Genomic DNA, 17440 nt, shown 5'->3' with positions numbered 1-17440 from the left:
GGCGGCGACGGTGGGGCGATGAGTGCTTCCCGAACGGTCGTGATGGTCGATGCGTACGCCCCGACCCGACGCCTCGCGCCGGTGTTCCACCAGGCCGGCTACCAGGTGGTCCGGGTACAGAGCACACCGCAACCCCCGCTGGTGTACCAGGGTGCGTTCGACCTGTCCCCGTACGCCGCGAACATCGTGCATACCGGGGACCTGGCAGCCACGCTCGCGGCGATCCGCCGGCATGCCCCCGTCGCGGTGGTCGCCGGCGGGGAGATCGGCGTGGAGTTCGCCGACCTGCTCGGCGCGGAGCTCGGACTGCCCGGCAACGGCACCGCGCTGAGCGTCGCCCGCCGCGACAAGTACGTGCAGATCGAGACGCTTCGGGCCGCCGGCCTGCGGGCCACCCGTCAGCTGCTCGTCGAGGACGCGGAACAGCTGGCCGCCTGGCACGACGCCCACGGGGGCAGGGTGGTGGTGAAGCCGATCCGCAGCGCGGCGGGCGACGGCGTGCACTTCTGCGCGACGCCTCGTGAGTCGGTCGCCGCGTACCGCAAGATCCTCGGCAGCGAGAACATCTTCTCCCGGCGCAACGAAGCGGTCGTCGCGCAGGAATACCTCGCCGGCGGTGAGTTCGTGGTGGACACGGTCAGCTGCGACGGCCGGCACCACGTCACCGACATCTGGAAGTACGAGAAGCTCACCGCCAACGGCGTGCTCGACCTCACCTGCGGGGTGCGGCTGCTGCCCCGGCACGGCCCGGTCCAGCAGGCCCTGGTGCCGTACGCGTTGCAGGTGCTCGACGCGCTCGGCATCCGCTTCGGCGCCGCCCACCTGGAGATCAAGGCGACCCCGCAGGGGCCCTGCTTGGTGGAGGTGGGTGCCCGCATGGCCGGCCTGGACCTGCCGGGCTTCTGCCAGCCCGCGCTCGGCGAAGGACAGCTGGAGTGGATCGTCGACGCGTACGTGCGCCCCGAGCGGTTCGCCCGGCGCGCCGGCACGGACTACCGGATCAAAAAACACGTGGTCAGCGCGTGGACGGTGTCCACCCGCGAGGCCCGGCTCAGGTCGTACCCGATGATGGGGATCATCGAGGGGCTGGAGAGCCTCTACGACATCCGGCCCGTCGTGTCGCCCGGCGGCCGGCTGCGGCGCACCGTCGACGACCTGAGCACCCCGCTCATCGTCAACCTCATGCATCCGGTCGAGGAGATCGTCGACCGCGACTTCGGCACGTTGCGCTACCTCGACGGCCCGGCGTTCTACGACCTCGCCGAGGACCTCTGATGGCCGCCCGGCCGCACGTCGTGGTCGTCCACCGCTGGCGGGCCCGATACGCCGAGTACGCCGGATACATCGACCACCGCACGCACGCCGTCACCTACGTCAGCACCGAGGTGGGCGCTGCCGCGGTACCGCAGGACGCCGCCGCGGTGCTGCTGGTCGACGCCACCGATGACCTCCCGGCCGTGCGTGACCGGGTCAAGCAGCTGGCACACGAGTTCGGGCCGCCGACCGCGATCATCGCGCTCAAGGAGGACGACCTGCTGGTTGCGGCGCAGCTGCGACAGGAGTGGGGATGTGCGGGGTGGACGCCCGCGCAGGTGCGCCCGTACCGGGACAAGGCGACGATGCTCGGTCAGGTGGCCGGCGCGGGCCTGGCCGTGCCGGCGTACACCACCGTGCGGGAACCGGCGGCCGTGCGCGCCTTCGGCGACCGGTACGGCTGGCCGGTGATCGTCAAACCGCGTACGGGCAGTTCGAGCGCCGGCGTGGTGCGGCTGGACGGGCCGCGAGAGCTGGGCCGGCTGGACCTGACCGGCCGGCCCCGGTTGCTGGCCCAGGCGTTCGACCCCCGCCCGATCCACCACGTCGACGGCTACTTCGACGGCGCCGCGCTGGGGCCGTACCGAGTCTCCCGATACCTCAACACCTGCCTCGACTTCCGCGCCGGTGTCCCGCTCGGCTCGGTGGAGGACGACGATCCCGGCCTGATCCGGGCCGTCGGCCGGTACGCGACCCGCGCGCTGGCCGCCCTGTCCGACCGGCCCACCGTGTTCCACCTGGAGCTGTTCGTCGACCGCGCGACCGGCGACTGCGCCTTCCTCGAGGCGGGCGCCCGGGTGGGCGGCGCGGAGATCCCGTTCCTGTGGCGCGAGGTGCACGGATACGACCTGATGGAGGCGGCTTTCAGGCTCGGCCTGGGGCAGCCGCCCCCGCCCTGGCCGGGCTCGCTCGCGGAGCCGGGCGGCGAGGTCACCGGCTGGCTGCTCGCCCCGGCTCCGGCCCGGCGCCCGTGCCGGATCGCCGAGGCGGGCTCGATGCTGCAGCGCCGCCCCGGCCCGTACGCCGAGGCGGTGCTCGCGCCCGGCGAGGTCCTGCCGGCCGCCGACGCCTACTACGAGCACGTCGGCGGCCGCTTCCGGTTCCGCGGGCGGACGTCGGCCGAGGTGGCGGCCGCGGTCACCGCCACCGCCCGGGACTTCCGGGTCAGCGCCGTACCCCTGTGAACAGTCTCCGCGCCAGCCTCCGGTCCCGCGTGCTCACCCGCGGTGCCTCCAGCGAGTCGCCCAGGTAGGCGAGGAACCGCGCACCCACCTGCGGGTTCAACACCAGCCGGCCCCGGCTGAACCGGGTTCCGGTCGCCGCCTCGCACATGATCAGCGCCTGGGCGAACCGTTCCTGGCCGCGGTCGGGCGAGCCGGCCCGCACCAGCAGGTCGGCGTGGGCGAACAGGGCGACCGTGGACGCCAGCGGTTCCCGGCCCGGGTCGAGCAGGTCCAAGGTCCGCTCCAGCAGTGAACCCGCCTCGGCGGGCCGGCCCTGGCGGGCCATCAGCGTGCCGAGCCCGAACGTGGCGATCCGCAGGTGGTCACGCTGGTCGGCGCCGAGCAGCCGCACCGCCCGGCTCAGGTGCTCGGCCGCCTCGTCGGCCCGCGCCGGATCGCTGAGCAGAACGGAGCCCAGCTGGGTGTGGGCCGCACCGATCGTCCGGTCGTCACCCAGGCTGAGTGCCGCCGCGAGGGCCGCCTCGCACGCCTCGACCCCGACCGCGGGGCTCACCGCGTACGCCTTACCGACGAATTCCGTGGTCAGCCGGGGATCGCCGCGCTGCGTCACCCAGCGGGCCAGGGCGGGCAGGTCACCGGCCTGCGCAGCGACGAATCCGGGATCCGGTGTGGGCTGCGCCGTGAGCCGCTCGAACGTGCTCAGGTACCACCGCACGGCCCGTTCCTCGGCCACCTCGCGATCGGTCAGCGCTGCCCCGCAACGGCGGGCGTAGCGGCGGACCACCTCGTACCAGCCGTACCGGTCGGGGCCGGTCTCCACCATCAGGTTCACCGAGATGATCTCGTCCAGCAGCCGCCGCGTCCGGGACACGGAGATCCCGGCGACCGCCGCCGCCAGATCCAGGCTCACCGAGCCCACCGGCAGTGCGCCGAGCTGGTCGAAGAGCCGCCCGGCGGCCCGGTCGAGGCCGGTCCGTGCCTGGGTCAGCGCGGCCCGGACGGTTCTCGGGTCATCGGCGACCGAAAGGGTGTCGGCTCGATCGCGCAGTTCCTCCGCGAACGAGGACAGCGACTGGGTGGATCGGGCCACCAGCGTGGCTCCCGCCTGGCGCAGCGTCAGCGGCCACCCGCCGCAGAGATCGACCAGGTCGGCCCCGCCCGCTTCGGACAACCGCTGCCTGCCGACGATCTCGCCCAGCAGGTCGCGGGCCGCGGCCCCGAGCAGCGGTCGCAGGCCTACCGTGCGCACCTCGTGGTGGGCGGCCAGCGCCGTGAGCCGGCTGCGGCTGGTCACCACCAGCAGGCTTCCGGAGGTGGGCGGGACGAGCGGCAGCACCTGAGCGACGCTGCCGGCGTCGTCGGCGACGAGCAGTACCCGCCGGTGGTACAGCCGGGTCCGGAAGAGCGCAGCGCGTTCCTCGACGCCCGCGGGCAGCCCGGCCACGGGCACGCCGAGCGCGAGGAGCGCCGCGCCCACGGCGGCGTCCGGGGACAGCGCCATCTTCGGCACCGAGCCGTGCAGATCCACGAAGATCTGGCCGTCCGGGAATCTGTGCGCCACGCTGTGGGCCCAGCGCACCGTCAGCGCCGTCTTACCGAGCCCACCGGCGCCGGAAACCAGCACGACGCGCGGGTCGGCGTCCGGGTCCGGCAGCGCCGCGGTGAGCGCGGCCAGATCGGACTCCCGCCCGGCGAAGTACCCGACGCCGGCCGGCACCTGAGCCGGGCGCCGCTGCGCGGCCGGCTCGTGCCGTACCGTGCCGGCCCGCTCGCCGCGAAGGATCGCCGCGTGCAGCTCGCGAACTTCCGCGCACGGGTCACTGCCGAGTTCCTCGGCCAGCCGTTCCCGCAGCGTCTGGTACGCCACCAGCGCCTCCGCGCGCCGGTTCGACCGGTACAGCGCCGTCATCAACTGCCCGGTGAGCCGTTCCCGCATCGGCTCGGCCGCCACCGCCGCTACCAGCTCCCGGACCAGCTCGGTGTGCCGTCCCAAAGCCAGCTCCGCCGCGAAGCAGTCCTCCAGGAGCGACACCCGCAGCTCGGCGAGCCGGGCCCGGTCCGCCTGCACGCCCGGGGCTGCCACCCCGCCCAGCGGCTCGCCGTGCCACAGGGCGAGCGCCTCCCGCAGCTTCTCGGCCGCTTCGGCGGGCTCCGCCGAGGCCGCCCGCCGGGCCAGCATCTCGCACCGGGCGACGTCGCAGGCACCGGGCGGCAACGCCAGCAGGTATCCCGGATCCCGAGTGATCAGCACGCTGCCGATCTTGCGCCGCAGCGACGAGACGAGACCCTGGACGCGGGCCCGTGGAGCCGCCGGCGGCCCGCCGGCCCACAGACCGTCGATGAGTCGTTCAGTGGACAGCACCCGGCCCTCGGCGAGTGCCAGCAGGGCGAGAACGCCGCGCTCCAACGGGGCCAGCGGAACCCGGCTCGCGTCCGCGCGGGCCTCGACCGGGCCGAGCAACGTCAATTCCACCACCATGGCGGTTCTCAGCTCACTGGCCGCGGTCACCGGGCCGGCGCCACGACGGGGCGCCCGCTCAGCATGGTGCTCTGCCCTCGGAACTCGGCGACGACCTCGCCGGCCGTGTCCCGCACGGTCACGTCGTACACCCCGGTGCGCCCGGCGCGTCCCCGCTCGAGCGCCTCAGCGACCAGGTCCTCGCCCGCCGCGGCGGGGCGCAGGAAAGTCACCTGTGCACTCTGCGCCACCGCCACCGGGCCGTGGCTGTTGCTGGCGTATGCGAATGCCGCATCGGCCAGCAGGAACAGGTAGCCGCCGTGGACGGTGCCGTACCCGTTGGTCATCGAAGGTGTGACCCGCATCCGCATCCGCGCCCGGCCTGGACCGAGGTCTTCGAGGCGGATGCCCAGGGTCTGGCAGGTGAGGTCGCGTTCGTACATGGCTGTTGCCGACTGGATCGTGTCCATCGTGGAAGTACCCCCGCTCGTACCGGTGAGATCGAAAGCGAATTTAACCGTGGCAGTACAGCGTTTTGACACTCCGTGAGGAGTGCAAGAGGGTAGCGGGCGCCCGATTCGATACCTTTGTCGACTCGCTTTAGCGGACATCGACCTGGCTATCAATCATTAGTCATATTCAATGGCCACTGACTGTTCGCACCTAACCTCACCATCCGGTAGCGATCCGGCGTGTCGAAGGCCGGAGCGGGTCCTCCCGGCGACCTACCGCGCCCGACGGTGCCGCCTGGCGTGCGGGCAAGCAGTCCTCGACCGGCTTCTTCACCGACGCGCGCCGAGAAGCGCGACCCGGGCTGCCGGTACCGACCCGCTCGGGCCGCCACCGGACTCAACTAGCCCCTGCGAGGCTTCGTTCGGTAAGGCTGAGCATCCGGGACGGCCCGCTGACCGGTGACCTGGTGAAAGGGTTGGAGTGGCCGCACCGGGCGCAGCCGCCGGCACGGTCAGGTTCACGGAGAAGGCCCGCTGGCGTCCGCATACGCCGGCCCCACTCGATGGCGCCTGACGGCCTCGGTGAGCAGGAAGATCTGTAGATCGCAGCGAGGTTGCCCCGGTCGCGCGGTGTCGGCGCGGGTGGTCGGAGTGCTGATCCCCAGGGAGCGAGCCGGCAGCCGTCCGCCGCGTCGTTTGCGGCCGAGCCGCAGCCACCGAGCGTTGCTGAGCCGATCAGCGCGAGGATCGGCAGAAGCCGAGGACAAGATACGGGCCAGCGCCCATTGTTAACCGCGGACGACGCTGCCAGCACCGTGATCCGAGCGACCGGCACCGGTAGCTGTCCATAGCCATCAGCGGCTCAGCCGGGCGCCGAGGAAGAAGATGCCCGGCTGTCCCGCGGTCTCGAAGCCCGCGCTGCTGTTGCCCCGCAGCGTGGACTCGCGGATCGAGAGGGTGCCGGTGCGGTCGTTGCTGACGAAGAAGATCGCGCCCCCGCCCTCGTTCGCGTGGTTGTCGCGGATCACCGTGCCCCGGATCGAGACGGCGAATGCATTGCCGTCGGTGTAGAGCGCGCCGCCGGAACCGCCGCCGGGTGTGCCGGGCCTGGCCGGGTTCGCACCGTGACCGATCGCGCGGTTGCCGGTGAACACGCTGTTCAGCACGGTCCACGAGACGCCGATGCTGCTCAGCGCGCCGCCGTTGGCGCATCGGCCGCCGGTGAACGTGCTGTGCACGACGTACACCGGCCGGTTGCCCGACTGCGACAGCGCCCGGATCGCCGCGCCGCCGAGGTCGGGGCCCGTGCCGTCGCAGCGGTTGGCCGTGAAGCGGGAGTTGATCACCTTCAGCCGGCCGCCGCGGACGAAGATCGCCCCTCCGCCGCCGCCCTCGGTGGTCTCGCCGGTTGCGTTGCCGTCGGCGAAGGTCAAGTTCTGCACGGTCAGCCGCGGCGTGGCCTGGTCCTGGCAGTGCGAGGTGGTGAAGCGCTGCGCTTCGTCGCAGGTGTTCTGGTAGAGGATGCGCCGCCTGCCCCCGCCGCTGAGCGTCACCCGCCCGCCGCCGTCGAGCACGACGTCGGAGCCGTGGTCGTTGCGGACCTTGGCGGTGGCCCGCATGATGATGGTGACCGGCTCGGGCCCGCAGTCGAACGTGATCACACCACCGGCGGCGACCGCCGCGACGACGGCCGCCGACGTGCAACTCGCCGGGGTGCCCTTGCCCACGATCCGGTCCGGAGAGCCCGTGTCCACCGCCCGCGCCTCGGCCGGAACCGGGGCGTCACCGTCCGGATTACCGGGGCTAGGCAGAGTTCGCGGCCGCTTCGCAGCGGTCTGAGCCGGGGTCGGCAAAACGGCAGGGGAGGCCGTGGCGGCGGAAGGCGCGGCCGTGGAGGCTGACGGGAGCGACGCACCGGCCGAGGCGGGCGCCGTTGACGGCGGGGGCGGGGTGTCGTCGCCACAACCGGACAGCGCCAGGGAGCAGATCATGACCAGGGTCGACGCAGGCAAGAAGCGCACCGCACGAGACTAGGCGGCAGCCGGTCCGCGGAACAGTTCCCGCCGTACCAGGAACTGCTCTCGGGCGCTGATCATCCCATTTGCAAGCGAAGCATGGTCCCGTTGCGTACAGCGACCAGTTCTCTTGCGGTCGGGTGGTGGTGGGTCGGGACGAAGCCGGGAACGGCATCCGTCCTGGTGCCGCCGGCCGGCTCGCACAGCTCCAGGCCCTCCGGCGCTGCCGCGTACAACCGGCCAGCTGCCCCCGCGGGCCCGGGATCGGGACGGGCTTTTTGCCGGTGCCCACATTGAAGATGCGTATCCCCGGCGTGATTTCGTCCTCGTCGTCGCCGAGCCCCGAGACCGCCAGGAGATCGTCGTCGAGCCAGCACATCGGGTGGTTCCAGTAGTACTTACGGTGGCACAGGTCGATCGGGGGGACGCCGCCCGCGGCCTCGCCGGGGTCGTTGTCGAGCCGGCGCCGGACGTCGTAGACCCGGGGGATGCCGACTGGGTGTCTGCATCCCGGGCGACCCTCCAAGGCGGATCGCCGGGATCGTGCCGGCAGTGGGGCGGCCCAGATCCAGCCTGCGGCGCCCATCCCTGTCTTGCCCGGGCCGGGCAGCCCGGGATGGTGTGCCGCGGACTCCATTACCGCCGTGCCCCCCGCTAGGCTCCGCCAGGGCGAGGATCTCCCTGAGATGCGGTGGCGTGGCCGCGCCGGATACGGCGATCCGGGAGCGGCCGCGGCCGCCCGCCCGACTACGGCGGTGACCCCTGGCAGGGTCGCGAGGCTGCCGCCGCGGACCGGCGGCGATGCGCGGCAGGTGCAATTCAGCGGCGCACGCGCTCCATCTTCACGACCTTGCCGTGCCAGGGGCAGAACCGCTCGGAGCCCCACCAGTCCTCGCTCAGGAAGGAGGGCCGGCCGTCGCACAACTCGATGCTGATAGCGGCGAAGGCGACGTCGTCCGGATCGAGGTGCCAGGTGTAGCCGGGGTTGTACGGCGAGGGCGTACGCACGATCTTGCCGTTGATGTGCGCGTTGCTACGGCCTCGCAAAACGTCGAACGCCGCTTCGATGTCCTGGCGCTCGACGAGCTGTACGCGGAACACCTCGCCGTTGGGGACTCCGGTGTTGTCGGTCGTCATCTGGATGGTGGCCACGTATCCGCCCGGTGAGGCGGGTGCGGCCGTGGCGGCCGTCGCCGGCGTGACGGACGCGGCCAGCCCGGCGGTGACCGCCAACGCGGACAGCGCGGTCTTCAACGTGAGGCGCATGGTGCTCTCCCGGAGGTGTGGGTTGAGACGTGATTCGGGCTCGTGACCCGGAGATCAGCCAAGCACGGGCGTCTCGTGTGGATTGCCGCACCCCCGAGGTATTCGATCATCTTGGAAGCTGTAGAACGGCGGTGGGCGCCCTCCCCGAGGGGTCGCCGTTTCGCAGGGGGAGACCCGCGGGCGGGCAGCGCATCATCGACTGGCCGGCACCTCGCCGTTCAAGCGGAAGGGCGACGCGCACCACAGTGATTTGCGGGCTGGGGCGCGATCCGGCGAGCGACGTCGCCGCCTCAGGCACCGTCGACTCGGTGGGCCCGGGCGGCGGCGTGCCCAACCTGATCGGCGCCGGAGCGGTCCTGATCAACGGTGCTGTAACCGGCCGGACCCGCTTCGGCGATTACTCGTCGGTGACCATCGGCCCGAGTGTCACCGCCGGCAGCTGCGCGGTGACCGCCCAGCAGTACTTCACCGCGGGCGGAACCGGGCGTACCCGGCTTGCCCGGCTGGGAACCTGCTGACCCACCGGACGGCCCTGCGGGAGGCCGTTGCCGGCCTCCCGCAGGTTCGCCCTGGCCCGCCCGGGTCGGGGAGCGTTACCGCGCGGTGGCGCGAACAGTTCGGTGTTGCCCGGCGGAAGAGGCGATCGCATGACCGGTGGCAGTGTTGGTCCCGCCCGTGACGGTCAGACCTCCCGTCGGTACGGACATACCGAGGTGCAGGGTGCTGCCGGTCGGTGCGGTGGCGACCGGCAGAACGGGGTATGCGTTGCCGCCGGCGAGTACGGAGGTGGAGATGTAGTCGCCGAACATGCGGCCCTGGGAGGTGGCCGGAATCCACGACAGATTCATCGGACCGGCCACGGATACGGCGCTGCTCCACGAGGTGCCGCCGTTGGTGGACGAGACGAACCCGACGTCGAGCTGGCAGGTCGATGCGGTGCACGAAGCGGTGGGGTAGTAGTAATAGCTCACGCCGATCCGCGCGGACGAACCCGAGCGGGACGGGTCGACTCCGACGCCGGGCACAAAGTGGTCCACGGTGCTGGTGACAGCGTCGATCGGCACACGGATCGGCGCGGCCCAGGTCGTCTCGCTGGTCGACTTGGCGATCACGATGTCGTTGCTGCTGCAGCCGGCTCGGAAGCGGCAGTCGGCCCAGCTGACGTAGACCGTGCCCGCCGCGTCGGCCTCCGCGCTGGGCAGGGCTTCTTCGCGTAGTCCGCCGGCCACGTCGTGGTGATTGATCGTGGCGACCTGCACGGTGGAGCTCCAGGAGGCGCCGCCGTTGGTGCTGCGGAACGAACGGATGGTGTCGGATGTCGACAGGTACGGGACGATGACGTGCCCGTTGGGCAGCACGACGGGTTGGCCACCCAGGCCGGCGTGTCTGCCCCCGGGAGCCAGTGCGGCCCCCCAGGTGGCGCCGCCGTTGGTGGAGGTCTTCATCCGGATCGAGTCACCAGCGCTGGTGATGTCGTACTGGGTGTAGCAGTTGCCGTAGTAGGGGCTGGTGGCGGTGTTGTCGCACACGATCCAGTTCTTGTCCAGCGAGCCGGTGGCGGTGGTCACCGGGTTGGACCAGGTCAGTCCGCCGTCGGTGGAGCGGCTGGTGAGGACGTTCACCGCGGAGCCGCTGATGCCGAGGCTGGAGATGAGCCAGACGTCGTGCCGGGCGTCGTAGGCGACCGAGGCGTCGCTGGCCTGTCCGTAGCTGCCGCCGCCGTTGGTGGTGATGCCGGGCAGGTAGCCGTGGGCCCAGGTCGCGCCGCCGTCGCCGGAGCGGGCCCAGCCGATGTTGGACGCGCCGCCGCCGGAAACCCGTCCGACCTGGAACGCCGTGACGATGGTGGTCCCGAACGCGTAGGTGTCCGGCTCCACCTCACTTTGGTGCTGCGCCTGAGTGTCGGTGTAGGGATCGGTGCTGACCTGAGTGAGCGGTACGTTGGCCAGCGCCGGCGTCGTGCCGGTCACCAGCAGGGCGAGGACGGCGGGAACGGTCACGACCGTCAGGAGTAAGGGCCGGGCGCGGTGACGGAGTGGATGCATGGGTGACATCGCCTCTTCCGGGTGTGAACGGGCGGCCCAAGGGTGGTAGCCGCCGTTGCCCGTGTTACCAGCCCGTCACCGGACCGTAAATGGAAGCACATGAATGTTGCGGAGGGCGTCAACAGCTACTCGAGCGTCAACCTCGACATACCGGGCGAAAGCTAGGGAGCAGCTCCCTTCGTGGACCGGCGCTCGCGTGACGACCGTCAGATACCCGGTCGGGCCACGGACGGATGGCTGCGGTCGCCCTGCAGGTGTCCACACCAGCTGATCACGCGTTTGGCGATCACAGGGCGTCTACCTGGGGCGTGTCGGTCCTCGGACACCACGCATGTCCATGATCGATATTCTTCGATCGCACCTCCGCGAGCGTCGTGCTAGTGCCCGGACGGTACGTCATCTCCAAGCCAGTTGGCTGGCGCAATGACGTCAGGTGTCCTGACGTGTCCGGACGCCCTGCTTAAGGCTCCCGGCTGGTGAGGTGATGCGGCTGCCCCCGGCGTCGCGAGGCACAGTGCTCGTCGAGGTAGTGGGATAGATCTCGGGAGTGCCTGGCGCCACCCGGGCGGGCTTGCGCTTCGCGACGATGCTTGGAACAGTCCGTCTGGTGCTCGATCAGTGCTTCCGGGCGCCGGCTGACGACACTTGAGCGGGGACGAAATTGTCGGATCATCGCGTGGATGCTTCGGCGCGGCTGTACGAGGAGGGTGACGCTCTCCTGCGCAAGGCGCGCGCCGCGGACGCGTACAGACAGACCCTGCCGTTGCAGAAGGCGGCGCTCGACAAAGTGAAGGCGACCCTCACCGATGGGATTTCGTCGGCGCTCAACGATGTGGCCAAGGGCATCATCACCTCCTGGATCGCCCTTGGCTCGCCGCTCGCAGCGCTGGTAGGCGGCATCATCGGTGCGTCGGGTTCTACCGCGACGGTGATCGGCATGCCGGCCGGGCCCTTCATCGCCGCTGGGGCTGCCCTGGTCGCATCCGCAGCGATCATCGGCGGCGCAGAACTGCTCAAGACGGTGTGTGCGGGCGCGAACACCACACTGCGGAAGAAGCTCGCGGAGAACGGCGGTTTCCATGAGGGTCACTGGCCGCCGGCGGCGACGGCCTGATACCCATGACGACCCCATCGGCTCGACCGCGCAGCAGCATCGGCCTGGCGGCACTGACCGGCCTTCTGTTTCTGGTCGAGGGCGCCCTTGCCGCGATTGGCTTGCTGGTCACAAGCGGGTATCGGCGAGGGAATCTGACCGGCTCGGACGCGGCGACGTTGCTCCTGGTTGGCGCATGCGCTGCGGTCGGGATGGTGGTGTGGCTGCTCGTCCTGGTCGCTTTGGCGCGCGGTAGCCGGGGACACACCATAGCCAAGGCGGCGTCCGTGCTGGGGTGGCTACGGTTCGCAGGGGTGATCGTCACTCTAGTAGTGATCGCGGTTGCGCTCGGGATCTCCGCGGTCGCTGGGCTGACGGAGACCTTCGGGGCGGTCGTTGCCGTGCTGGACGCGCTGATCGGTATGTTCCTGGCAAGTGTGTCGGAGCGCCGTACGCGTCATGGGTGACCCGATCGCCGTCACGGTAGGCGCGTTCTGCGTCCTGTTCTTCGCGCTCGTTGTGGCCGCCGTGGTGTTCGGCAGCCGTCGTGGCAGACGCGCTTGCGTCAAGCCGCAGAACTCTGGGCGGCGACGCGGAGCGGTCGCGCGGGCGCGTGCTGATCCGTCGGCTGCCGGGGCCACCGGGCCGCGACCGCGACGACGGACAGCGTGGCCAGTAGACCGGCGCCACCGACCACGGTGGTGGGTGCCAGTCGCTCGGCTGCCGCCCCGGCTCCGATCATCGCCAGGCCTTGAACCGCGCACACCCCGGACATCGCGACGCCGAAGGCGCGGGCGCGGTAGGCGGCCGGCACGGCGCGGCCGAAGATTGCGTTGAGCGGGATGCTGAACGCGCCGGCGAGCCCGCTGGCGATCAGCAGTGCGAGCAGCACCGGCAGCGGCGGATGCGCCGCCACCGGCACCAGGGCGGCGCAGGACACCACTGCCAGTGGCACCGTCAGACGTTGCCGCAGCGCCGGCGGGCACCCGCGAGTGAGGAACACCCCGCCCACCGCCACGCCGAGTGGCATCGCCGCGAGGATGAGTCCGCCGGTGAATGCGCCGCCGCCGTACTGCTTCGACAGGGGCGCCGCGACGCCCTCTGCGCCGTACACCAGGCAGGAGAACCAGAACAGCAGGAGGTACGACCGCAGCCTGCGGTCGGAGAACACGACGCGGGCCCCGGCTGCCATATCCGCCAGCCGCGAGGTGGACGGTGCCTCGGCGGGGGGAGCCGAGGCCACCGTGCCGCGCAGACCGGTAGCGATCAACAGTGCGGAGGCGACGAACGTGGCCGAGTCGACGAGCAATACTCCGCGCGCGGAGGCCGCGGCGACCAGGATGCCACCCACGGCGAATCCGAGGACCTGGGTGGTCTCGCCCACGATGTTGTCCAGCCCATTGGCCACGGGGTACCGGTCTCCGTCCAGGAGATCCGGCATGAGGGAGGCGCGCGCGGCCTGGAAGGGCGGTCGGAACATGTTGGTCAGCAAGGCGACCCCGAGCAGTGCGGGGATCGGAATGCCGGGGACGGCCAGCGACAACACCAGCCCGGCACGCGCAAGGTCGCAGGTCAGCATGACCGTCCGGCGGGGGAACCGGTCGGCCAGGACCGACAGCGCCGGACCGCCGATGATCCAGGTGGCGTAGGTGACGGCGAAGGTGATCGCGGCGAGCGTGGAGGAGTGGGAACGTTCGAAGACCGTGAACGCCAGGGCGATAGCGGTCAGTTGGTCGCCGATGAGCGACAGCACGTTGGCACCGAAGAGGTGGCGGTACTCCCGTACCGCGAAAACGTCCCGGTACCGCGCTGGGCTCTCTCCCACGGCGCTTCCTTCCGTCGGCTCGCAGAGATAGGTGGTGTTGGGTTGCTAACGATCGTCGGCGTTGAGCAACCCGTACCACACGTCAACATTCGATTGATCAGACCCAGCTACGAGAGCGCATCGTCGTCTCCTTCCGTCCTGCCGGGGGCACCCGGTCACGGTTTCAACAGTGGATTGATCAGGTCCAGCTACGACCGCGCATCGTCGTCTCCTTTCGTGCTCGTCATGCGGCGACGCCGCAGGGTCCGACTCGGGCTTGCGGGAATGGCTGGGGTGCGAGAACCGCGGCGAATGCCGCGCGTAGCTTGCAGGAATGTGCCGCCGGTCCGGTTCCTCGCTGAGGGTGGGAACACGGTCCCCACCCTGGCAACGAAGTGCCGTCAGCCTGTGTGTTGCCGGCTAGCAGAGAAGCCTGGCTTCGTCTTCGTCTGTAGATGCAACGAACTCCCCGCAATCCAGGATCAGAAGCGCGAGTCACCCGCTTCCGGTAATAAATCTAGCGGATCGTCACGTAACGTCAACCAGCCGAAAAGGTGCGTGGCGGTGGCCCCTCGGCGAACGCCGACAAGCCGTGTGAATGGCGGCCACCCCACGGGTATCAGTGGTCGTTTATAGTCACATGGAAAATCGGTCAGACTCGCGGGGAACCGCCCTTCGAGAACGGATCGCCGGAGTGTGCCGATTCGGCGCGACAAGGGAGCCTGAAACAGGAACTTCCGACGAAGAATGGGAAGGCCTTTTCTCCCATCCCGCCCGTGTGTAACCAACGGTAATCGAAAGATTACCCTCAGGGGTCCTGGGTTCCGCCTTCCAAGCCTGGGTGTTTCTGCGCGGGTGGAGCATCGCGCAGCCCCTAAGATCACCAAAGCGTCCGTGGATGCGTCACACCCTGCCGTCCAACGCGGTCCGCGCCGGCCGTGAGCGCTGGGGTCGTGGCCGTGCTGTTCACGGCGGCGGTCGGGCGAGGCAGCCAGGCGAGGCGAAGGCGTCGATCGATCGCTTACGCGGCGCAGAAATGCATACCGCGCCCCGTACGGTCGGGGGCGCCGAGCACGTCATCGACTTCCAGGAGCGGCTTCGGTCGGCTGATCGTCTGCCGAGCAGCGATCGGGTCGACAACGCCGACACCCTGTACCCCTGACGTTCGTCCGCGGCATCTGGGGACCAATTCATCGTCGCAACTGCTCGCCGCCGCGGCGGGGCCGTCACGGGGGACCGGGTCCCCGCCTGTGGGGACGGTCGTGCGAGCCGACGTCCCCTATGCCGCCGACAGGCCGGTCGCCGCCGGCATCGATCGGCCGGTTGCCGCGCCGCCGGTTGCCCCCATGCCGTCGCTTTGAGTTCCCGGGCGAGAGAAGTTCTCACGCTGCTGGCGCAGGCCGGACCGACCGGGAGGGGGCGGCTGTGTTGTTCCTTTCTCCCAAGACGGTGGAGAAGCATGTCGGGGCGGCGCTGCGCAAACACAGACGACCAGTCGTAGGGGCGCCGTCGTGCGGGCACTGGAATACGGCTGGATCGAGCGGACAGCGCGCTGATGGTCGGGCTGAGTGAGGCCTTATCGACGTGCGCCAGCACGTTTTCGATCTGCAGAAGTACTGATGATCGGAGCTGTCACACCTCGTCCGAGCGCCAGACCCGTTCGAACTCGACGCTTGTGATCTCGAAGGTGCTCCAGTCCTCGCCGGAGTCGTAGAGGCTGGCTCGGCCCAGCGATCCGTATCGGTCCTCGTCGTGTCCGGGTCCGTATCGGAGGACTCGGCCGGTGTCGTACACCTCGACCTGGCGAACGGGCCGTCCTTCGTCGTCGGTCTCGAAGTACCAGAGCGAGTGGCCCCAGCCGTCGAACTCATCGCCTCGAGTCTCGTCCCACCGGCGGTGGTAGAAGCGGTTAGACATGGCAGGAGGTACCTTCACCGCACGCCCCAGAAATGGAACTCGCCGTTCGGTGATCCGTCGACGATGCGCTGCCCCCCGGCGCGGACGATCGCCGATCCGCCGTCGTCGAGCGCCATCAGCAGGGCGAGCCGCCGCTCGGATTCCGTGTCCCACAGATGCACGACCCCGTTGTCACACCCTGCGGCGAGCAGTCGGCCGTCCGGGGAGTAGGCCAGCGACCGGACCAGGCCGGTGTGACCGTCGAGGAACCCGTTCCAGTCACCCGAGCCGGGGTCCTTGAGGATGTGCACGGTGTTCTCGTCGCTGCCGACGGCGAGGGCCCCTCCCGGGGAGTACGCGAGGGAGCTGACAGTGTCCGTGTACGGCGTGGCCGGTTCGGTGCCGGCGGCTCGATAGACGGAGAGTCTGTCGCTGCTGTCGGTGGCGATCGCGAAGCCGCGACCGTCCGGTGCGATGGCGACGGCATCCACCCGGTCCTCGATGTCCGCGAGGTGCAGCACAAGCTTCCCGGTGCCGGTGTCCCACAGGCAGACGGTGTCGTCGTCGGCGACCACCAGGTGCCGGCCGTCGAGGTGGAAGGCCGCGTACCAGGCCGGTCTGCCCAGTCCGTCCAGCACACCGACGTGTTCGCGGCCGGCGTCCCACAGGTGGACGGTGCCGTCCTCGCACGCGGTCGCGAGCATTCCGCCGCTGGGCGCGAACGCCAGTGCCAGTACGGGAGAACCGGTCGGCTCCAGGGCGCCGGCGGGCGATGCGGTCGTGGAGTCCCAGAACCGTACGGTCTCGTCGTCGGCGACGGCGAGCAGGCTTCCGTCCGGGCTGTACGCCACGGTGTGGACGGCCCCGCCGGGCGCCGGCAGCCGGTGTGCCGGTCGTTCGCCGCCGATGTCCCAGATGCGCACCTCGTCGTCGGTGACCGTGGTGAGCCGCTGCCCGTCGGTGCTGAACGCGAGCGCATGCACCTCTCGGGTCACTCCGCTCAGGTCGTACGCGGGCCGGCCGGAGTAGCTGTCCCACATCCGGATGATCGAGTCGTCGTCGTGGCCGGTGGCGACGTGTGACCCGTCGGGGCTGAAGGCCATCGCGTACGCCGAGCCGGTGTCCTCGAGCGTGACGAGCGGCTCCCAGGTGTCGGTGGAGTAGATGACGACGTCCGCTTCCTCGTCGGTGACGGCCAGCCGGGTGCCGTCCGCCGACAGCGCGATCTCGTCGCCGTCGAGCTCGGTGACCACCGCCTCGGTGGCGAAGTCCCACACCCGGGTGGTGCCGTCGCCGGCGATGACGCACCGTGCGCCCGGCAGGAACACCACCGTCGAGCTCCGGCCGCCGAAGGGGATCACGCCGCGCCGGGTGCCGTCCTCCGCGTTCCAGATGGGGATCGGGTCATTCTTGAGCTTGTAGCTGGGCGTCGCCAAGAGACGTCCGTCCCGCGACGCCACGCTCCGGCCGACCTCGTCGGTCGCTCCCGACAGCACGCACCGGACGACGCCGGTGCCGGCATCGACGATCGCCTTGTCGCCGTCGGAGGTGGTGACCAGAAACTCGAGTCGTCCCTCCACGCCGGACACGGGCCAGCCGTCCTCGTACGGCCATTCCCGCGTCCGGGTGTGGCCGGTCCGGAGGTCGGTGGAGTGCAGGAGAGTGCCCCCGAGGGGCAGGTACTCGAGGTCGATGACGGTGGCCGGCTCGAGGCCGAAGACCGGCTCGTGGGTGTCGGTCCACTCGAACAGGGGAGTCCGCGACGCAAGGTCCCATACCCGCTCCCGATCGCCGGAGTGCCCACTGATCAGGTAGCGCCCGTCGGGGCTGAACTGGACCGAGTGGGTTCTGCCCTCGGCGGTGGGGCGGACCTCCGGCCAGATGCCGTCATGGTTGATGGGCATCGTTTTCTC

At 70.5% G+C, this 17440-nt stretch carries 13 protein-coding genes; 5 read left to right on the top strand and 8 right to left on the bottom strand.

Features of this window, described 5'->3' with window-relative positions; all coding sequences use genetic code 11:
• Positions 1–18 precede the first annotated feature (18 nt).
• On the top strand, positions 19–1275 hold the full coding sequence (locus ACIBO8_RS31905; protein ID WP_396119110.1) for an ATP-grasp domain-containing protein: 1257 nt from the start codon (positions 19–21) through the stop codon (positions 1273–1275).
• Positions 1275–2498 (top strand): acetyl-CoA carboxylase biotin carboxylase subunit family protein, encoded by a 1224-nt coding sequence (locus tag ACIBO8_RS31900; protein WP_396119109.1) that lies wholly within the window; start codon positions 1275–1277, stop codon positions 2496–2498. The genes ACIBO8_RS31905 and ACIBO8_RS31900 overlap by 1 nt, the downstream gene beginning before the upstream one ends.
• Here ACIBO8_RS31900 and ACIBO8_RS31895 read toward each other — a convergent pair.
• The 4 genes from ACIBO8_RS31895 to ACIBO8_RS31880 form a co-directional block, all read right to left on the bottom strand.
• Positions 2479–5007 carry a BTAD domain-containing putative transcriptional regulator gene (locus ACIBO8_RS31895; RefSeq protein WP_396119108.1) on the bottom strand — a complete coding sequence of 843 codons (2529 nt, stop codon included), beginning with the start codon at positions 5005–5007 and terminating at the stop codon, positions 2479–2481. The genes ACIBO8_RS31900 and ACIBO8_RS31895 overlap by 20 nt on opposite strands.
• A complete protein-coding gene (gene paaI / locus ACIBO8_RS31890; RefSeq protein WP_396119107.1) occupies positions 5004–5426 on the bottom strand; it encodes a hydroxyphenylacetyl-CoA thioesterase PaaI in 423 nt (140 codons plus the stop codon). Before paaI ends, ACIBO8_RS31895 begins: the two co-directional genes overlap by 4 nt.
• 836 nt (positions 5427–6262) lie before the next feature.
• Complete coding sequence (locus ACIBO8_RS31885) at positions 6263–7399, bottom strand: hypothetical protein (RefSeq protein ID WP_396119188.1); 1137 nt, start codon at positions 7397–7399, stop codon at positions 6263–6265.
• An 843-nt stretch (positions 7400–8242) separates the two neighbouring features.
• Positions 8243–8689 (bottom strand): hypothetical protein, encoded by a 447-nt coding sequence (locus ACIBO8_RS31880; protein ID WP_396119105.1) that lies wholly within the window; start codon positions 8687–8689, stop codon positions 8243–8245.
• A 245-nt stretch (positions 8690–8934) separates the two neighbouring features.
• Between ACIBO8_RS31880 and ACIBO8_RS31875 the strand changes: the two genes are divergently transcribed.
• Positions 8935–9207 carry a hypothetical protein gene (locus ACIBO8_RS31875; RefSeq protein WP_396119104.1) on the top strand — a complete coding sequence of 91 codons (273 nt, stop codon included), beginning with the start codon at positions 8935–8937 and terminating at the stop codon, positions 9205–9207.
• 75 nt (positions 9208–9282) lie between these two features.
• Here the strand turns inward: ACIBO8_RS31875 and ACIBO8_RS31870 are convergent, their stop codons facing one another.
• Entirely contained in the window at positions 9283–10689 is a 1407-nt protein-coding gene (locus tag ACIBO8_RS31870) for a sialidase family protein (protein WP_396119103.1), read from the bottom strand.
• A gap of 721 nt (positions 10690–11410) precedes the next feature.
• Here ACIBO8_RS31870 and ACIBO8_RS31865 point away from each other — a divergent pair.
• Both ACIBO8_RS31865 and ACIBO8_RS31860 read left to right on the top strand, forming a co-directional pair.
• Positions 11411–11848 carry a hypothetical protein gene (locus tag ACIBO8_RS31865; protein ID WP_396119102.1) on the top strand — a complete coding sequence of 146 codons (438 nt, stop codon included), beginning with the start codon at positions 11411–11413 and terminating at the stop codon, positions 11846–11848.
• 5 nt (positions 11849–11853) lie between these two features.
• Complete coding sequence (locus ACIBO8_RS31860; protein WP_396119101.1) at positions 11854–12294, top strand: hypothetical protein; 441 nt, start codon at positions 11854–11856, stop codon at positions 12292–12294.
• Between the two features lie 98 nt (positions 12295–12392).
• On the opposite strand, the gene ACIBO8_RS31855 is transcribed toward ACIBO8_RS31860, so the two are convergent.
• The 3 genes from ACIBO8_RS31855 to ACIBO8_RS31845 all read right to left on the bottom strand — a co-directional run bounded on the left by ACIBO8_RS31855 (position 12393) and on the right by ACIBO8_RS31845 (position 17431).
• Positions 12393–13652, bottom strand: coding sequence for an MFS transporter (locus ACIBO8_RS31855; RefSeq protein WP_396119100.1), 1260 nt, complete (start codon positions 13650–13652; stop codon positions 12393–12395).
• 1611 nt (positions 13653–15263) lie between these two features.
• Positions 15264–15548 (bottom strand): hypothetical protein, encoded by a 285-nt coding sequence (locus tag ACIBO8_RS31850; protein ID WP_396119099.1) that lies wholly within the window; start codon positions 15546–15548, stop codon positions 15264–15266.
• A 14-nt stretch (positions 15549–15562) separates the two neighbouring features.
• Entirely contained in the window at positions 15563–17431 is a 1869-nt protein-coding gene (locus tag ACIBO8_RS31845) for a WD40 repeat domain-containing protein (protein ID WP_396119098.1), read from the bottom strand.
• Positions 17432–17440 lie beyond the last annotated feature (9 nt).

Origin of the sequence: Actinoplanes sp. NPDC049681 (assembly GCF_044465265.1) — a bacterium.
Taxonomy (GTDB): domain Bacteria; phylum Actinomycetota; class Actinomycetes; order Mycobacteriales; family Micromonosporaceae; genus Actinoplanes.
Note: the sequence above shows the minus strand (reverse complement) of the source record. Positions and strands in the feature narration are given on the sequence as shown.